The 17,324-nt window shown below is 61.9% G+C and carries 15 protein-coding genes; 5 read left to right on the top strand and 10 right to left on the bottom strand.

The features are described from left to right. Nucleotides 1-327 precede the first annotated feature (327 nt). Nucleotides 328-1,125 (bottom strand): hotdog fold domain-containing protein, encoded by a 798-nt coding sequence (locus tag I554_RS0119805; protein WP_024574641.1) that lies wholly within the window; start codon nt 1,123-1,125, stop codon nt 328-330. Between the two features lie 181 nt (nt 1,126-1,306). On the opposite strand from I554_RS0119805, the gene I554_RS0119800 reads away from it, so the two are divergent. Both I554_RS0119800 and I554_RS0119795 read left to right on the top strand, forming a co-directional pair. Next, nucleotides 1,307-1,765 carry a YaiI/YqxD family protein gene (locus I554_RS0119800; protein WP_024574640.1) on the top strand — a complete coding sequence of 153 codons (459 nt, stop codon included), beginning with the start codon at nt 1,307-1,309 and terminating at the stop codon, nt 1,763-1,765. Between the two features lie 15 nt (nt 1,766-1,780). After that, entirely contained in the window at nt 1,781-3,601 is a 1,821-nt protein-coding gene (locus tag I554_RS0119795) for an ATP-binding cassette domain-containing protein (protein WP_024574639.1), read from the top strand. On the opposite strand, the gene I554_RS0119790 is transcribed toward I554_RS0119795, so the two are convergent. From I554_RS0119790 to I554_RS0119750, 9 genes are all read right to left on the bottom strand, one after another. Then, complete coding sequence (locus I554_RS0119790; RefSeq protein ID WP_024574638.1) at nt 3,598-4,812, bottom strand: TIGR03862 family flavoprotein; 1,215 nt, start codon at nt 4,810-4,812, stop codon at nt 3,598-3,600. The genes I554_RS0119795 and I554_RS0119790 overlap by 4 nt on opposite strands. Nucleotides 4,813-4,814: 2 nt before the next feature. Continuing rightward, nucleotides 4,815-5,747, bottom strand: a complete 933-nt coding sequence (locus I554_RS0119785) for an SDR family NAD(P)-dependent oxidoreductase (protein WP_024574637.1) — start codon at nt 5,745-5,747, stop codon at nt 4,815-4,817. 33 nt (nt 5,748-5,780) lie between these two features. After that, a complete protein-coding gene (locus tag I554_RS0119780; RefSeq protein ID WP_024574636.1) occupies nt 5,781-6,245 on the bottom strand; it encodes a MaoC family dehydratase in 465 nt (154 codons plus the stop codon). Between the two features lie 185 nt (nt 6,246-6,430). Continuing rightward, nucleotides 6,431-8,158, bottom strand: coding sequence for an AMP-binding protein (locus I554_RS0119775; protein ID WP_024574635.1), 1,728 nt, complete (start codon nt 8,156-8,158; stop codon nt 6,431-6,433). A gap of 9 nt (nt 8,159-8,167) precedes the next feature. Further along, nucleotides 8,168-9,052, bottom strand: a complete 885-nt coding sequence (mmsB, locus tag I554_RS0119770; RefSeq protein WP_024574634.1) for a 3-hydroxyisobutyrate dehydrogenase — start codon at nt 9,050-9,052, stop codon at nt 8,168-8,170. A 29-nt stretch (nt 9,053-9,081) separates the two neighbouring features. Further along, nucleotides 9,082-10,170: an enoyl-CoA hydratase/isomerase family protein gene (locus tag I554_RS0119765; protein WP_024574633.1), complete on the bottom strand. Its 1,089-nt coding sequence runs from the start codon at nt 10,168-10,170 to the stop codon at nt 9,082-9,084. Further along, nucleotides 10,167-11,312: an isobutyryl-CoA dehydrogenase gene (locus I554_RS0119760; RefSeq protein WP_024574632.1), complete on the bottom strand. Its 1,146-nt coding sequence runs from the start codon at nt 11,310-11,312 to the stop codon at nt 10,167-10,169. The genes I554_RS0119765 and I554_RS0119760 overlap by 4 nt, the downstream gene beginning before the upstream one ends. Before the next feature lie 76 nt (nt 11,313-11,388). Beyond that, nucleotides 11,389-12,885, bottom strand: coding sequence for a CoA-acylating methylmalonate-semialdehyde dehydrogenase (locus tag I554_RS0119755; RefSeq protein WP_024574631.1), 1,497 nt, complete (start codon nt 12,883-12,885; stop codon nt 11,389-11,391). A gap of 111 nt (nt 12,886-12,996) precedes the next feature. After that, a complete protein-coding gene (locus tag I554_RS0119750; protein ID WP_024574630.1) occupies nt 12,997-13,623 on the bottom strand; it encodes a TetR/AcrR family transcriptional regulator in 627 nt (208 codons plus the stop codon). A 165-nt stretch (nt 13,624-13,788) separates the two neighbouring features. Here I554_RS0119750 and I554_RS0119745 point away from each other — a divergent pair, with 165 nt between their 5' ends. From I554_RS0119745 to fabF, 3 genes are all read left to right on the top strand, one after another. Continuing rightward, the gene (locus I554_RS0119745) at nt 13,789-14,559 is read left to right on the top strand and encodes an enoyl-CoA hydratase (protein WP_024574629.1); all 771 of its coding nucleotides are present in this window, start codon (nt 13,789-13,791) and stop codon (nt 14,557-14,559) included. 178 nt (nt 14,560-14,737) lie between these two features. Continuing rightward, a complete protein-coding gene (locus I554_RS0119740) occupies nt 14,738-15,931 on the top strand; it encodes an acetyl-CoA C-acyltransferase (protein WP_024574628.1) in 1,194 nt (397 codons plus the stop codon). 130 nt (nt 15,932-16,061) lie between these two features. After that, nucleotides 16,062-17,324 (top strand): beta-ketoacyl-ACP synthase II, encoded by a 1,263-nt coding sequence (fabF, locus tag I554_RS0119735; RefSeq protein WP_024574627.1) that lies wholly within the window; start codon nt 16,062-16,064, stop codon nt 17,322-17,324.

Raw genomic sequence — 17,324 nt, 5'->3', positions numbered from 1 at the left:
GTGCGCCTCGCGGCGCTCCATGCCCCTCGCTTTACAGGGGCAAAGCCAAATTTCACCTCGCGCGGTTCAGCGCGAGAGCGATTGCGCGTGGCTGTTTGAAAATTGAATCTGGAAGAGCCGAGCGCCGCACGCTGTCGCATCACACTCAGTCGTCGCCCCCGCGAAGGCGGGGACCCATAACCACCACAGGCCGTGGTGACAGCGAGAAGATTGCTCCATCATCTCCCTCAAGTCGATGACTTAAGGAGTATGGGTCCCCGCCTGCGCGGGGACGACGTGGAGAGAGACTACGCGATGCCTCGCAAACCCACGCAAGAATGAACGAACCTACGCTGCCATTGTCTCGCGCGGCTGATAGATCGCCACATGCTGGCAATGCGCGATGGGCTTTGAGCCGTTGGCGACGATCACGCCATCCAGCTCGACGAACTTGTGGCCCTTGCGGTCGTAGTTGCCGGTAACTTTCGCACGCACGGTAAGTTCGTCCTCAACCGCCGCCGTCGCCAGATAACGGATCGTGCTGCCGACATGAATCCACGGACCGAGGATGGCGTTTTCCATCAGCGCCCAGTTCATGGTCCGCAGCAGCATCCCGGTATGAACGATCTTCTCATTCGCATAGATCGGATCGGTTTCGCGAGCATCGCGCAGATACTCCGCAGAGCCTTGCGCGCCCAGCGTGAACGGCGGAATCGAAAGCCACTGACCGGTTCGATAGGTTTGCTCGCTGGCGGGAGCAGTTTTGCCGGCGACAGCGGCGATCTGGAAATCGCTGAGCGAAATTTTCGGCGTATCGGACGGCATTGAGGCCGTGCCGGACGCGCACAGTTCGCCGCGGCTCTCCACCTTGATGGCAAGACCGTCACCGGTCTCTTCCGCCGTCACAACCGCAGTCTCGCCGTCGTAGACCGGCTTGAAGAAGCGGCCGTCCATCAACCCGCGTTCCAGAAACGGCCGGCCCCATTTCGCCACCGGCATGTGGGTCATGTAGGCGAACACATCGACGCCGGGCACCAGGCCGCCCTGAAATCCGAAGCGGCGCGCGACCTGGTCGTCGTGCATCTTGTTTTCGGAATTCTTGGCGAGATTGTAGGCGTGGACGCTGTAGGGCTTGAGCGCGGTCATCAGTTTCCTCGGATTTTCTGCGTTAATTGGAGAGATGGTACGCAATGGCCAGTCCAAGGCAAGTCGTGCCCGTGCATGCCTTGCACGACCGCCGCGCGTTCCACTCGCCATTTCGGCCAGTCTGGGCTACCAGCATCCGCCTGCCGAACTTTTGCCAATCCAAAGGGTAAGACCTGATCCCATGACCCGCATCTATGTCGATGCCGATGCCTGCCCGGTGAAGGACGAGATTTACCGCGTCGCGGAGCGGCATCGGCTGCCCGTCAGCGTGGTCGCAGGAAATTTCATCCGCGTGCCGAACCATCCGCTGATCGAGCGGATCGCCGCAGGCTCGGGGATGGATGCCGCCGACGACTGGATTGCGGAACGCGCGCAAAAAGGCGATATCGTCGTCACATCGGACATTCCGCTGGCAGCGCGATGCGTCAAAGCCGGAGCCGATGTGATCGCGCCCAACGGCAAGCCATTCTCCGAGGAATCGATCGGCATGACGCTGGCGGTGCGCAACCTGATGACCGACCTGCGCTCCAGCGGCGAAGTCACCGGCGGGCCGCGCTCGTTTTCGCCGCGAGACCGCTCCGCGTTCCTGTCGGCCCTCGACCAGACCATCCGCCGCACCCAGCGCGCGCAACAGAAGTAAGAGCACCGCGACGACATGGCGCCTCCCCTCATCCAGTTGAAAGATATCGCACTGACCTTTGGCGGTACGCCGCTGTTGTCCGGCGTCGAGCTTGCGGTCTCGGCAGGCGAGCGCGTCTGCCTGATCGGCCGCAACGGCTCCGGCAAATCGACGCTGCTGAAGATCGTCGCGGGATTGGTGGAAGCAGATAAAGGCAGCCGCTTTGTGCAGCCCGGCGCGACCATCCGATATCTGCCTCAGGAACCGGATTTCGACGGCTTCAAGACTACGCTGGCCTATGTCGAAGCCGGAATGAATCCGGGCGACGATCACTACCAGGCGCAGTATCTCCTTGAGCAACTGGGTCTGACCGGCACGGAAGATCCGGCCAATCTCTCCGGCGGCGAAGCGCGCCGCGCGGCGCTGGCGCGCGTGCTGGCGCCCTCGCCCGACATCTTGCTGCTCGATGAGCCGACCAACCACCTCGACCTCACCACCATCGAGTGGTTAGAGGGCGAACTCGCCAGCCGCCGCAGCGCGCTGGTGATCATCAGCCACGACCGCCGTTTCCTCTCCAACCTCTCCCGCTCGACCGTCTGGCTCGACCGGGGCGAGACACGCCGCATCGAGAAGGGCTTCAGCGCGTTCGAGGAATGGCGCGACGAGGTGCTGGCGGAAGAAGAGCGCGACCAGCACAAGCTGGATCGCAAGATTGTCGCGGAAGAACACTGGCTGCGTTACGGCGTCTCCGGCCGCCGCAAGCGCAACGTCAAGCGCCTCGGCAACCTGTTCGAACTCCGGCAGCAGCGTCGCGACTATCGTGGAACCGCCGGCAAGGCGAACCTTGCCGCCGCGGAAGCCGAGACATCCGGCAAGCTGGTGATTGAAGCCAAGCACATCGGGAAATCATACGGCGAGCGCAAGATCGTCGATGATTTCTCAACGCGCGTGACGCGCGGCGACCGTATCGGCATCATCGGCCCCAACGGCGCAGGCAAGACGACGCTGATTGGGTTGCTGACGGGTGGCGATGCCCCCGACACCGGCACCATCCGCCTCGGCGCCAATATCGAAATGGCGACGCTCGACCAGCACCGCGAAAGCCTCGATCCGAAAACCACGCTGGCGGATGCGCTCACCGGCGGACGCGGCGACAGCATCATGGTCAATGGCACGCCCAAGCATGTCATCGGCTATATGAAAGACTTTCTTTTCGCCAGCGAGCAGGCGCGCACCCCGCTTGAAGTCCTGTCGGGCGGTGAGCGCGGACGGCTGATGCTGGCACGTGCGCTGGCGAAGCCTTCGAATCTGCTGGTGCTCGACGAACCCACCAACGATCTCGATCTTGAAACGCTAGATGTGTTGGAGGAAATGCTCAGCGACTATCAGGGCACGGTCATTCTCGTCAGCCACGATCGCGATTTTCTCGACCGCGTCGTCACGTCCGTCATCGCGCCGGAAGGCAACGGCAAATGGATCGAATACGCCGGCGGCTATTCGGACATGCTGGCGCAGCGCGGCGCGGACTTGCAGGAAAAGAACATCAAGGCGGTGACCACCGAAACTTCAAAATCCGCAAAAAGCACTGCCAACGCACCGGCGACGTCATCGAAGCGCCGCCTCAGCTTCAATGACAAGCACGCGCTGGAAACATTGCCGAAGACGATAGCCAAGCTACAGGCCGAGATCGCGAAACAGCAGAAACTGCTCGACGACCCTGAGCTTTATGCGAAGGATCGCAAGAAATTTGACGCTGCTTCCGCTGCGATTGCCAAGGCGCACGGCGAATTGGATGCTGCGGAAGAAAAATGGCTGGAGCTTGAAATGCTGCGCGAGGAAATCGAAAGCGGGGTCTAACCCTTCAGATAATTCAGCGCGCCATGCCCCGCCGCAACGCCTGTCGCGAAGCAGGCCTGCAACAAATAGCCCCCGGTCGGGGCCTCCCAGTCCAGCATTTCGCCGGCGACAAAGACGCTGGGCATTTTTCGCAGCATGAACTGCGCATCGATCTCACTGAAGGCAATTCCGCCCGCGGTTGAAATCGCGCGATCAAGCGGTGCGACACCGGTGAGCTTGATGGGAACGGCATCGATGAAAGCGGCGAGCGCTTCGGAATCCATCGCCGACAGGTTCAGTCCGCCCCCAATCGCCGCTTCCTGCAGCAACCCGATGGCAACGGGTGAAAGACCCGCAGCTTTTCGCAAGTAAGTCGACATCGACTGCTTTTGCCGCGGCGTGCTGACGCGCGCGGTCAGATCGGACATGGCAAGGTCGGGCCGCAGTGCGACATGGAGAGCGGCCTCACCATGCGCGAGCACGGCCTCGCGCAACGGTGCCGACAGCGCATAGATTGCGCCGCCTTCAATGCCGTCGCGTGTAATCGTCGCTTCGCCGCGCACAGTCTCTCCGCCGAAGGACAAGGCAACGCCTTTCAGGGGCTGCCCCTCAAAGCGGTTGCGGAACAAATCCGACCATCGGACATGGAATCCAGAATTCGCAGACCGCAGCCGTGCGATGTCGATGCCCTTAGCCTCGAACGAATCGATCCAGCCACCGTCTGCGCCTAACTTGGGCCAGCTTGCGCCGCCGAGCGCAATGACCGTCGCATCAGGTTTCAGTGACTTGAGGCCTTCGGGTGCCTCGAACTGCAACGCGTTACTTGCATCCCATCCCAACCAGCGATGGCGAAGCGCCAACTGCACGCCGGAGTGATCGAGGCGCCGCAGCCATGCGCGCAGCAAGGGCGATGCTTTCATGGCTTGCGGAAAGACCCGCCCGCTTGTACCCACGAAGGTCGGCTGGCCGAGGGCTTCGCTCCATGCGCGCAACGCATCGGGCGGAAACGCTTCTATCGCGGCACGCAGATGCGGGGCGGCTTCGCGATAGCGCGGAAGGAACGCATCCAGCGGTTCGCTGTGGGTGAGATTGAGCCCGCCGCGTCCGGCCATCAGAAACTTGCGCCCGACCGACGGCATACGATCGTAGATCGTGACCCGCGCGCCGCCTGTCGCTAAAACTTCAGCCGCCATCAGTCCCGCAGGACCGGCACCGATGACGGCAATATTCAAGTTTAGCCGCCCATCGACGGCAGCTTGATACCCGCTGCCTTCGCGGCCTGCTCCACATATTTGAAGGTCTGGAAGAACGCGCCGCCAAGATCACGCGCGGTCGACATGTCGCCGATCTTCGCGAAGTTCGCCGCGATGGCGTCCGGCGTCCACTGATCCTGCGGCAGGTTGAGACCCTCGGTCTCAACGACCTTGATGACCGCGAAAGAGCCCGCGCCTGCACCCATGATGGTTCGGGTCGGCGCATCTTCGCTCAAAAGATAAAGCACCGCCGGGGTGATCGCTTCAGGCTTCATCAGCGCCAGGATTTCCGGTCCGATCAGGCCTTCGGTCATGCGCGTCGCTGCCGTCGGTGAGATCGTGTTGACGCGAATGTTGGTCTTGCGGCCTTCCTCGGCGAGGACATTCATCAGTCCGACCATGCCGGCCTTTGCAGCAGCGTAATTCGCCTGCCCGAAGTTACCGAACAGACCCGACGATGAGGTCGTGACGACGATGCGGCCATAGTTGCGCTCACGCATGCCTTCCCACACTGCGCGGCAGCAGTTGAACGTGCCGGTCAGATGCACGGCGATAACCTTTGCGAAATCCTCCGGCTCCATCTTGGCGAAGGACTTGTCGCGCAGGATTCCGGCGTTCGCCACCATGAGATCGACGCTTCCCCATTTCATCGAGGCGCGGGCGACCATCTCCTTGACCTGCTCGAAGTTCGAGACATCCGCACCGTCGGCCATCGCCTCGCCGCCGGCCTGGCGGATTTCTTCGACCACCGCTTCTGCCGGGCTGACCGAACCACCGCTGCCATCGCGCGCCGCACCCATGTCATTGACGACAACCTTCGCACCAAGCTTCGCCAATCCCAGCGCATGCGCGCGACCGAGACCTGCACCTGCGCCGGTTACCACCGCAACGCGTCCATCGAATCTGATTGCCATGATCGTCCCTTAACGTTCGGGGAAAGAAATACGTTATGCGAAGAAGTGCATTCCGAGCCAGTCCGCAACCAGCGCAGGCTTGGGCTCTCCCTCGATTTCCAACGTCGTGTTGGTGCGCGCCAGCAACTCCTTGGGCGACTTCATGGTCGCCTCGGAAAGCACGAAACGCGCGCGCACGCGCTTGCCCGCACGCACGGGCGTGAGAAACCTTATCTTGTCGAAGCCGTAGTTGATCGACATCGCTGCGCCATTCAGAGTCGGCATGGTCGCATAGGCGAGCTTCGGCAGCACCGACAGCGACAGGAATCCGTGCGCGATGGTTCCGCCAAACGGCGTCTCGCGCTTTGCGCGTTCCGGGTCGATGTGAATGAACTGAAAGTCTTCGGTCGCATCGGCGAACGCGTCGATCTGCTTCTGATCGATCGTATGCCATTCCGAAACGCCAAGCTCTGTGCCCACGAGCTTCAGGTAATCATCAAGATTCATCGCAGCGCCCACGAACCATCTCCCGGCTGAAATTCGAACTGGGTTGGCACATTCCACAGATCAGCCGTCCGGCCAAGCAAAATCTGCTGGCCGGCACGGTTGCACGAACGGCATTAGCCCTCGTCGAGTGCGGCGTCCGTATGCCGTTTCAAACAAACTGTGCAAGGTAAATACGCCTGGAAATAGTCTCCAGCGCGTTACCGGGCCGCTCCCTGACTGCTTTGCAATTCCGGAAAATCCTCTTCCCGGAATTCCTGACCACGCAGCGGATCCCTGCGGTCGTTCTCGTGCTCCAGGCGGCGAAGCTGCACGCGGCGAATCTTGCCGGAGATCGTTTTCGGCAATTCCGTCACCAGTTCGATCCGGCGGATGCGCTTGAATGGCGCGAGGCGCGAATGGACGTACTGAAAGATTGACAGCGCGGTATCGCGGGACATGGCGGTGCCGGGAACCACCGAGACATAGGCCTTCGGAAGCGCAAGACGGATCGGGTCCGGCGTCGGCACGACTGCGGCCTCGGCCACCAGTTCGTGCTCCAGCAGCACGCTCTCCAGCTCGAACGGGCTGATGCGGTAATCCGAGGACTTGAACACATCGTCGGAGCGGCCAACGAAGGTCAGGTAGCCGTCGTCATCGAGGAACGCCACGTCGCCGGTCTGGTAGACATCCCCGTCCGCGCCCTTTGGCTTGCCGTCGTCACCCTGATAGCCGAGCATCAAGCCCGCCGGACGATCGGCACCAAGGACGAGGCGAACCTCACCCTCTTTCGCCGGGTTTCCGTCGGCATCTGCAACCCGCACCGTATAGCCCGGCATCGGCCGGCCCATCGATCCGATCTTCACCGGCTGGCCGGGCGAGTTACCTGCAAGCGCCGTGGTCTCGGTCTGGCCATAGCCGTCGCGGATGGTCAGCCCCCACGCCGCCTTGACCTGATCGATGACCTCTGGATTGAGCGGCTCGCCGGCGCCGCAAACCTCGCGCACCGATACCTTGTAGTCCGCCAGCCGCTCCTGAATGAACAGCCGCCACACGGTCGGCGGCGCGCACAACGTGGTCACGCCGCAACGTGCAACCGTTGTAAGCAGACCCTTCGCGTCGAAACGCGGCTGGTTGACAATGAAGATCGTCGCGCCGGCATTCCACGGCGAGAAAAAGCAGCTCCACGCATGCTTGGCCCAGCCCGGCGATGAAATGTTGAGATGGACGTCACCCGGCTGGAGGCCGAGCCAGTACATCGTGGACAGCGATCCAACCGGATAGCTGCGATGGCTGTGCAGGACGAGTTTCGGCTTTGCCGTCGTCCCCGACGTGAAGTAGAGCAACATCGGATCGCTGGCGTTCGTGACGCCATCCGGCGCGAACGTCTCGGGATAGTTCGCCGCATCCTCGAACTTGCGCCAGCCTTTGTGCTCTGACGTAGCGGCCACCACAATCCTGGTGAAATCGTCCTCGCCAAGGCCCTCGAATTTCGCCACTTGGTCCTGCGTGGCGACGACAACCTTCGCTTTGCCGCGGTTGAGACGGTCGCGCAGTTCATCCGCCGTCAGCAATGTGGTCGCCGGGATGACAATAACGCCAAGCTTCATGGCGGCGAGCATGGTTTCCCACAGCGGGACCACGTTGCCGAGAAGCATCAGCAGGTGGTCACCGCGCTTGAGCCCAAGATCGCGCAGAAAGTTCGCCGTCTGGTTGGAGCGCCGCGACAGCTCCGCAAACGACAGTTTCGTCTCAGTGCCAGTGGCGGCATCAACGATCCACAGCGCCGTGCGGTCGCGGCTTTCGGGGTCGCGCGCGAGTCCTGCATCGAACCAGTCGAGCGCCCAGTTGAACTGCTTTTCATCCGGCCAGCGGAACTCCGCGATGGCCTTGTCGTAGTCGGTCCGATGCTTGAGCAGGAAAGCGCGCGCGTCCCGGAATGTTGTCATCAAGAGATCCTATTTCGCCAGCCCGCGAAGATGCTTGATGATCCCTGAAAAATCCACTCCACCGTGGCCAGCCTTCTCGAACGCGTCATAGATACTTTCGGCATGGGCGCCCAGCGGTGTCGCCGCTCCTGCGGCCTTTGCGGCTTCCTGCGACAGACGCAGATCCTTCAGCATCAGCGCCGCGGCGAACCCGGGCTTGTACTCGTTGTTCGCAGGCGACGCCGGAACAGGACCCGGCACAGGGCAATAGGAGGTCAGCGACCAGCACTGGCCTGACGACGTGGACGCGACATCGAACAGCGCCTGATGCGACAGGCCGAGCTTCTCGCCCAGCGCGAAAGCCTCCGAAACGCCGATCATCGAAATACCGAGGATCATGTTGTTGCAGATCTTGGCCGCCTGTCCTGCACCGGCTTCACCGCAGTGAACGACCTTCTTGCCCATGTTTTCCAGAACAGGTTTGGCAGCCGCGAAAGATGCATCGGTCCCGCCGCACATGAACGTCAGGGTGGCGCCCTTTGCGCCACCGGTGCCGCCGGACACCGGCGCATCAATCGACGGCAGATTGTGTTCGGTGGCATGGGCATGTGCCAGCCGCGCGCTTTCCACGTCGATGGTCGAGCAGTCGATCATCAGCGTGTTCTTGCCGACTGCCGGGATGATTTCCTTCCATACGCCCAAAACATGCTTGCCCGCAGGCAGCATCGTGACAACGATTTCGGCGCCCTTCACCGCATCCAGGGCAGTCGCCGCTATGCCTACGCCGTCCGCCTTGGCAGCATCCTTGGACGCCTGCACAAGATCGAAGCCCTGCACCTTGTGCCCGGCCTTGACGAGGTTGGCCGCCATGGGTCCGCCCATGTTGCCAAGACCGATGAATGCAATGTTTGCCATTTCCTGCCCTCTTTATTGCTGCTCCGGAATCAAGCCGGGAAGATCAGCGTGTATTTTCCGTTCGGTGCGAAGTACTTCCCGACGATATCTGGCGTCACATCCTCGATCCGCGATGGCGACCACTTCGGATTTCGGTCCTTGTCGATGATCGCGGCGCGGACGCCCTCGACGAATTCAGCGCTCGTAAAAACAGCCAGCGCCGAATTGTATTCGCGAATAAGACATTCCTTGAGCGACTTGGAGTTTCGCGCACGGCGAAGCAACTCCAGCGTCACCTTGAGCGCCGTCGGCGACTTCTCCAGGAGCGCCTTGAGCGTAGCGAGCGCAAATTCCGAGCCGTCGCTTTGCAACGCGGTCACGCTCTCTTCGATCGTGTCGTGTGCGAACGCGCGGTCAATCAGATCGCGGTGTTGCGCGATGGGTGTCTGAGCGTCCTGAATGCCAAAGCGCGCCAGTATGGCGCGAACGTCGTTGCTTTTCGCCTGCAATGGCGCATTGGCCAGCGCGTCGCGAAGTGCAGGCCAGTCTTTCGTAGCGATCAATACATCCGCGGCGCCCGCATAAACCGCATCGGCACCGCTCATCGTCTGGCCGGTCAGCGCGAAATAGGTCCCGATCTCGCCCGGCGCGCGTGACAGCAGCCACGTTCCGCCGACATCCGGGAAGAAACCGAGGCCGACCTCCGGCATCGCCATTTTCGTCTTTTCGGTCACAACCCGATGCGCGCTGTGCGCCGAGAGCCCGACGCCGCCGCCCATGACAAGACCGTCCATGTAAGCGACATACGGCTTCGGATACTCCGGAATGCGCGCGTTCAGGATGTATTCCTCACGCCAGAACACCGGGCCGAGATCGCCGCCCGCTTTCGCGCTTTCATAGAGACCGCGGATGTCGCCGCCCGCGCACAAACCACGTTCGCCCGCGCCTTCCAGCAGCACCAGCGATACACCGGGATCGGCCTCGAATGCATCAAGCGCAGTCACGATCTCGCGAGTCATCTCAAGCGTCAGCGCGTTGATCGTCTTGGGACGGTTGAGCCGGATGATTCCAGCGGCACCTTCCCGGCAAATGATCACATCCTTCCCGGGTGTCTCCGTCATCGCCGCATGTGCGCTCATCGCGCGCCCTCTATCAACTTGCGGGCCACAATCACACGCATGATTTCGTTGGTCCCTTCGAGAATTTGATGCACGCGCAGGTCCCTGACAATTTTCTCGATACCGTATTCCGCCAGATAGCCATATCCGCCGTGCAATTGCAGCGCCTGATTGGCGATTTCAAACCCGGCATCGGTACCGAAACGTTTGGCCATCGCGCAAAGCATACTCGCGTCGGGGTCCTTGCGGTCCAGCGATGCGGCAGCGCGCCACAGGAACGTGCGTGCGGCTTCCAGTTCAGTGGCCATGTCGGCAATGCGGAACTGCAAGGCTTGAAACTCATCGAGGCGTTGACCGAACGCCCTGCGCTCTTTCGTGTAGGCGAGCGATTTGTCGAGCGCGGACTGCGCGCCGCCAAGCGAGCATGCGGCAATATTGAGACGTCCGCCGTCAAGGCCCGCCATCGCGATCTTGAAGCCGATACCCTCCTCACCAAGGCGATTTGCAACCGGCACGCGGGCGTTCTCGAAAATCACTGCACGGGTCGGCTGGGCATTCCAGCCCATCTTGCGCTCGTTCGCGCCGAACGAAACGCCCGGCGTATCGCGATCGATCACAAGCGTGGAGACGCCGCCTGCGCCCTCGCCGCCGGTACGAACCATTGCGACGTAAATGTCGCTGGTTCCGGCGCCAGAGATAAATTGCTTCTGTCCGTTGAGCACGTAGTGATCGCCGTCACGCACTGCGCGGGTCGAAAGTGCTGCGGCATCCGAGCCTGCGCCCGGCTCGGTCAGAGCGTAGCTCGCGATCAGTTCCATGGTGCACAGACGCGGCAGCCATTTCTGACGCTGCGTGTCCGAGCCATAGGCATCGATCATCCACGATGCCATGTTGTGGATCGAGATAAACGACGAAACGGTCGGGCACCCCGTCGCCAGCGCCTCGAATATCAGCGCGGCGTCGAACCGCGTCAGCGCCGAGCCGCCGACATCGTCACGAATGTAGATGCCGCCCATGCCGAGCGCCGCCGCTTCGCGCATCACATCGACGGGGAAGAATTTTTCCTCGTCCCATTTCTGTGCAAATGGAGCGATTTTCTCGGCCGCGAATTCGCGCGCCATGTCGCGAACCGCGATTTGATCCTCGGTTAGAGCGAACTGCATTGCGCCCCCATCACGCTTTGGAAATCTGATAATGCCGGGCAACCGCCGAGGCGGCTGCCCGGAGCACGCTTCTTTATCAGTTCATCGTTGGGATGGTGAACTCTGCGCCGTCCTTGACGCCGGAGGGCCAGCGCGAGGTGACGGTCTTGGTCTTGGTATAGAAGCGGATCGAATCTGGTCCGTGCTGGTTGAGATCGCCGAACCCGGACTTCTTCCAGCCGCCGAAGGTATAGTAGGCGATCGGCACCGGGATCGGCACGTTGACGCCCACCATGCCGACATTGACCTTGGCCGCGAAGTCGCGCGCCGCGTCGCCGTCGCGGGTGAAGATCGCAACGCCGTTGCCGTAGTCGTGATCCGACGGCAGCGCCAGCGCCTCGCTATAGTCATGCGCGCGCACCACCGACAGCACCGGGCCGAATATCTCTTCCTTGTAGATCCGCATATCCTTCGTGACGTTGTCGAACAGACAGCCGCCCATGTAGAAGCCCTTCTCATAGCCCTGCATCTTGAAGCCGCGGCCATCGACCGCGAGCGTCGCGCCTTCCTTGACGCCGATCTCGACGTAGTCCTTCACGCGCTCCAGCGCCGCCTTGGTCACCAGCGGGCCGAAATCCGCGCTTGGATCGGTCGAGGGGCCGATCTTCAGGCTCTCGACCCGCGGGATCAGCTTCTCCATCAGCCGGTCCGCGGTGGTCTTGCCCACCGGCACCGCCACCGAGATCGCCATGCAGCGTTCGCCCGCCGAACCGTAACCCGCGCCGATCAGCGCATCGACGGTCTGGTCCATGTCGGCGTCCGGCATGATGATGGCGTGGTTCTTGGCGCCGCCGAAGCACTGCGCGCGCTTGTTGCTGGCCGCGGCGCGCTCATAGATGTACTGCGCGATCGGCGAGGAGCCGACAAAGCCGACGGCGCGGATATCCGGATCGTCGAGGATCGCGTCTACCGCTTCCTTGTCGCCGTTGACCACATTGAGGATGCCCGCGGGCAGTCCCGCCTCCATCATCAGGGCCGCCAGAGCCATCGGCACGCCTGGATCGCGCTCCGAGGGCTTGAGGATGAAGGCGTTGCCGCAGGCGATCGCCGGGGCGAACTTCCACATCGGGATCATCGCCGGGAAGTTGAACGGGGTGATGCCGGCGACCACGCCGAGCGGCTGGCGCATCGAATAGATGTCGATGCCGGGGCCGGCGCCCTCGGTGTACTCGCCCTTCATCAGGTGCGGAATGCCGCAGGCGAACTCGACCACTTCAAGGCCGCGCTGGATGTCGCCCTTGGCGTCGGGCACCGTCTTGCCGTGCTCGCGGGCCAGCAAATCCGCCAGCTTGTCGTAGTCGCGCTGCACCAGCTCCAGGAACTTCATCATCACCCGCGCGCGGCGCTGCGGATTGGTGTTGGCCCACGCTTCCTGCGCAGCCTTCGCATTCTCGACCGCAGAGCGCACCTCCGCCTTGGTCGCCAGCGCAACCTGCGCCTGCACCTCGCCCGTCATCGGCTCGAACACGTCCCCAAAACGCCCCGACGTGCCTTTGACCTCTTTGCCGCCAATAAAATGACCGATCGTGCGCATGCGTATCCTCCAAAAGCGTGTGTTTGGAGGCTTTTAGCATCGCGACGACGGCGTTTGGAACCGGGTTCTGCGCACAGCACGGTGGCGCGCAATGCAAAGAGACGGGGTAGCTCAGTTCTCGGTTTTCGCCGCTTTGGGCTTCTTCGCGCTCGGTTTTGCTGAATTCTCGGATCGCAGGGCCGCCTGGCGACCAGCGCTGAGGATTTCGTCGGAGAATTCACTCGTACCCGCGGCACGCGCCAGAATCATCGCCCCCATCATGGTTGAGATGACACCAATGGCTTCGCGGCGCGCTGTCTTCGCCGGCAGATCCGGGAACTGCTCGACCAGCATCGCAATCATGTCTTCAAGCTTGCTGGCAAAAGCCTTGCGGGTTTTCGGACTCGCGCGGGACACCTCGACGCCCAGCGACGGCAACGCACAGCCGTTCCCTGCATCGTCGCGGTGCTCGGTCGTGAGGTAACCATTTACGATCGCGGCGAGACGCTTGCCTTCGGGCTCCTGTTCCGCGCGTTTGCGCCACCGTCCGGTGGTCTGCTGCATCGCGTGGGCGAAAGCCTCGCTGATCAGCGCATCGCGCGACGGAAAGTGCGCGTAGAACCCTCCGTGGGTAAGACCGGCTTCCTTCATCAATTCGGCAACACCGAGGCTCGCCGCACCGCGCTCGCGCAGCCGTACGGAAGCGTTCTTCACGATCCGCGCGTGGGTCTCAGCCTTGTGATCTTTTGAATAGCGCATTGCTGCCTCATCAAATGTCCCGTGTCATATAATAACACATTCCCCAGCCCGAAGCGCTTACTTTGCAACGTAAAATAGCTGCCATGCGCGATTTGACGACGAGAGAGAGATCGCGCACCATTTGCGTCCCCCGCGCTGCAACGCGCAAATGTCAGGTCCATCAAAATGCAAACAATCAATGACCATTGCAACGTCGTACGCGGCGACAACGGCATCGCACAATTAACAATTTGCAACGCCGGTCCGCTCAACATCCTGAACTCCGCTGTCATCCGCGGCGTTCGCGAGGGACTGGAGCATCTCGCCGGAGACACCAGCATTCGCGTGCTGGTCGTGAGGGGCTCGGGCGAGAAAAGCATGATCGGCGGCGCGGACATCAAGGAGATGGCGACGCTCGATCAGGCCTCGGCTGAAAAATTCATCACCGGCTTGCGCGACCTGTGCGAGGCAGTTCGGCAGTTTCCTGCTCTCGTCATCGCGCGCCTGCGCGGATGGTGCCTCGGCGGCGGGCTGGAGTTCGCCGCGGCCTGCGATCTTCGCATCGCGTCGCTGGACGCGAAGTTCGCGATGCCCGAAGTAAAGGTCGGCATCCCGTCAGTCATCCATGCGGCATTGCTGCCGCGACTGATCGGATGGGGACGCGCCCGCTGGCTGATCCTGACGGCGGCAACCATCGATGCGCCCACTGCGCTCAACTGGGGACTGGTCGATCAGGTCGTGCCCGAGACCGAACTCGATTCAGCCATCGCAGCAACCGCTGCGACGATCGCGGAATGCGGACCCGAAGCCATGCGAAGCCAAAAGGCGCTGCTGAAGCAATGGGAGGAACTTCCCCTCACCGAATCCGTCAATCTCAGTGTCGGAGTGTTCGGCAAGTCGTTCCTGACCGGCGAGCCCCAACGCCACATGCAGGCATTTCTCGACAGACGAAAATAACTCATCTGTCGCACGAAAATATCTCATGCCATTGGCATGCCAAGGCATGTTTTAAACGTCTGGCTGCTTGTCCGCACCTGATTCATGCTTTTATTGTCAGCACGCGGATTGCTATTTCCGCATCTTTTCATATGATGCATGTCATCTAACACGGTGCTCCGTGAACCAGGAGAGTTGCATGTCTACGTCCGATCCCGTTGTCATCGTATCCGCAGTCCGCACTCCCCTTGGCCGCTTTCAGGGCGACCTGTCTTCGTTCAGCGCGCACAACCTCGGCTCGCACGCGATCGGTGCGGCGCTGGAACGCGCAAAACTTTCGCCCGAGCGAATCGACGAAGTTTTCATGGGCTGCGTTCTGCCCGCCGGACAAGGGCAGGCCCCTGCCCGCCAGGCGGCACGCGGCGCGAAGCTGCCCGATGCCACCGGAGCCACCACCGTCAACAAAGTGTGCGGTTCGGGCATGAAGGCCACCATGCTCGCCCACGACATCATCAGCGCAGGCTCGGCAGACATCGTCATCTCCGGCGGCATGGAGAGCATGACCAATGCACCGTATCTGCTTCAAAAGGCGCGTGGCGGTTATCGCGTCGGCCACGACCGCATCATCGACCACATGATGATGGATGGTCTTGAGGACGCCTATGAGACCGGCCGCTCGATGGGGGATTTCGGCGAAGCCGCCGCGGAAGCCTATCAGTTCAGCCGCAAGGATCAGGACGAATATGCAATGGAGACGCTGACCCGCGCACGCAATGCCGTCGAGAGCGGAGCGTTCAAGAAGGAGATCGCGCCTATCTCCGTGAAAGAGAAAGCCGGCGTTCGTGTCGTCGAGAACGACGAACATCCGTTGAAGGTCGATCCGGCTAAAATTCCGAATCTGAAACCGGCATTCCGCCCCAACGGCACCATTACGCCAGCGGCTTCCTCGGCCAATGCCGATGGGGCAGCCGCGCTGGTTCTGACGCGCCGCTCGATCGCCGAACGTGAGGGTCTGCCGATCCTCGCTGAAATCAAGGGACACTCGACGCACAGCCAGGCTCCGGACTGGTTCACCACTGCGCCTATCCCGGCAATTCGCAAGCTTCTGGAAAAGATCGGCTGGACCGCGAGCGACGTCGATCTCTACGAAATCAATGAAGCCTTTGCCGTGGTACCGATGGCCGCCGCGCGCGATCTCGGGATTCCTCGCGACAAGCTCAACGTCAACGGCGGCGCTTGCGCGCTCGGCCACCCCATCGGCGCAACCGGCGCACGGCTGATCGTGACGCTGCTGCATGCGATGGAAAAGAACAACGTCCAGCGTGGCATCGCCTCGCTGTGCATCGGCGGCGGCGAAGCAACCGCCATCGCAGTCGAGCGCAAGCTGAACTGATCGCGCGTCGCGCAAACTTGTAGTGCATCGGCGGGATTTCCGCCGGTGTCATGTGCCGCACACCCGACAAGCGGGCTGCGTTGTTCCTGTGCAAGCAACCTGTGGTGAGATCGTGAAACGAAGCAGCGCGATACGACGGATTGTCGTTACTGGAATGGGCGCCGTGTCCCCGCTTGGCACCGGTGTCGAGGCCAACTGGTCGCGGCTGATTGCCGGGCAATCCGGCATCCGGGCACTGTCCGATAATGTCGCAGCCGACCTGCCTGTGAAAGCCTGCGGCATCGTTCCCGATATCGTCGAAGATCCGGAATTCGGGTTCGATCCCGATCGCGCCATTCCCAAAAAAGATCAAAAGAAAATGGACCGCTTCATCCAGTTCGCCATGATGGCGGCGGACGAGGCCATCGCGCAGGCCGGGTGGAAGCCCGAAGATGCGCGGTCACGTGAACGCACGGCAACCATTATCGCCTCTGGCGTCGGCGGATTTCCTGCGATCGTCGACGCGGTCCGCACCACCGACGAACGTGGCGTGCGGCGCCTCTCGCCCTTCACCGTGCCGTCGTTCCTCGTCAATCTTGCGGCGGGACAGGTTTCCATCAAGCATGGCTTCAAGGGAGCGCTTGGAGCGCCGGTGACCGCATGTGCGGCAGGCGTCCAGGCCATTGGCGATGCCGCGCGCCTTCTCCTCGCCGGAGAAGCGGATGTCGCCATCGCCGGCGGCGCAGAAGCCTGCATTGATCGTGTCAGTTTAGGTGGCTTCGCTGCAGCACGCGCGCTCTCGACCAACTTCAACGATGAACCACAGCGGGCGTCACGCCCGTTCGACCGCGACCGCGACGGCTTCGTCATGGGTGAAGGCGCAGGTATCGTGGTCATCGAAACACTCGACCATGCGCTGAGCCGCGGAGCGACGCCGATCGCCGAACTCGTCGGCTACGGCACGACGTCCGATGCCTATCACATGACTGCCGGTCCGGACGACGGTGATGGCGCGCGGCGATCGATTGAAATAGCGCTGCGGCAGGCCGGCATTTCGCCGATTGAGGTTCAGCATCTCAATGCACATGCGACCTCGACACCTGTCGGCGACAACGGCGAACTTGCGGCGATCAAGTCCGTGTTCGGAACAGAAGGCCGGGTAGCGGTCAGCTCGACGAAGTCTGCAACAGGTCACCTGCTCGGTGCAGCCGGCGGACTTGAGGCGATCTTCTCCGTGCTGGCTCTGCGCGATCAGATTGCGCCTGCAACGCTCAATCTGGATCATCCGGACGCGGCGGCTGAAGGTGTGGACCTCATCCGCGGTGCTGCGCGGCCGATGGCCATGGAACATGTGCTGTCGAACGGATTCGGCTTCGGCGGCGTCAACGCAAGCGTCCTGTTCCGCGCTTGGTAA

The organism is Afipia sp. OHSU_II-C1, assembly GCF_000497575.1.
GTDB lineage: Bacteria > Pseudomonadota > Alphaproteobacteria > Rhizobiales > Xanthobacteraceae > Afipia.
The sequence above is the reverse complement of the archived record's forward strand: the minus strand, read 5'-3'. Positions and strand labels throughout refer to the sequence as shown.